The sequence below is a fragment of the Pseudoalteromonas sp. SWYJZ12 genome (assembly GCF_015864395.1).
Lineage (GTDB): Bacteria > Pseudomonadota > Gammaproteobacteria > Enterobacterales > Alteromonadaceae > Pseudoalteromonas > Pseudoalteromonas arctica.
In genome coordinates this window covers 1-866 of record NZ_JADYXH010000054.1, presented here as the reverse complement: position 1 = coordinate 866, position 866 = coordinate 1, and the positions used below count along the sequence as shown (strand labels likewise).

The window sequence follows — 866 nt, the reverse complement described above, 5'->3', positions numbered from 1 at the left end:
AATAACTACATAATTGCAGTTATAATGTTTACTGAATGGTTTTACTGAGTAGCTTAAGTATTATGCGAGTAGCTTTTCGCAGTTGCTAATATTTGATCGCCGTTTCCGCTTTAAGTTTTCACAGTAACTTGCTTGTGAAGTGGGCCTGCCTACTGCACCATGAAATACGCGCGTAAATTGCGTAGTCAGTTTTAACCAGTTCTCTGGGGAGATATTAAGCCTTTCTAACAAAGGTAGGTTCATGTTATCAATATACCCGCGTTTATCCTCTCGTATTATTCGCCCTGTTAGCTCAACAAGTTCAAGGTACGATTTAAGCTCAAACGGCAGTCCTTTAGGCATAATCTGACGTGGCATACCTGCAAAACGTAGTAACTGTTTAGGCTGTTTACCTTCTGTCGCGCATGTTAAGCGCTTTTGTACACTGGTATGGTCTGACTCTTCTGGTGTGTTAGCCATTTTAGCCCTAATGGGATTTAAATCGACATAAGCCATACACGCTGCAAGTGCTGCTTCATCTAGTAATGCTTGCGATTTGAATCTACCCTCCCAAAATCTACCCGTGCAGTTATCTTCTTTATTTGCTCTGCGGGCAATGTCTTCATTTAATAGCCGCATAAACCAGCTGATACTTGATAAGCGTTCGCGGTATTGCTTTACTGTTTGATTAAAAAAGATAAGTTCAACTTTACTTAGCTTTTCACCTTGTACATATTTTTGCGTTAACAATGTGCCTTTACAGAGTTTATGCCAGCGAATAACAATCGCTTTATCATTCAGCCTGTTTACTTTCTTATCATCTACATATAGTACCAAATGGGTGTGATTACTCATTACGGCATAAGCACATACATCAATACAAAATA

General features: G+C 39.3%; 1 protein-coding gene. It reads right to left on the bottom strand.

Annotation, left to right across the window (positions count from 1 at the left end; translation table 11 throughout):
• Positions 1-60 precede the first annotated feature (60 nt).
• Positions 61-866 (bottom strand): transposase (locus tag I6F42_RS19975; RefSeq protein WP_197153195.1); only part of this gene is annotated, 806 nt, incomplete at its 5' end.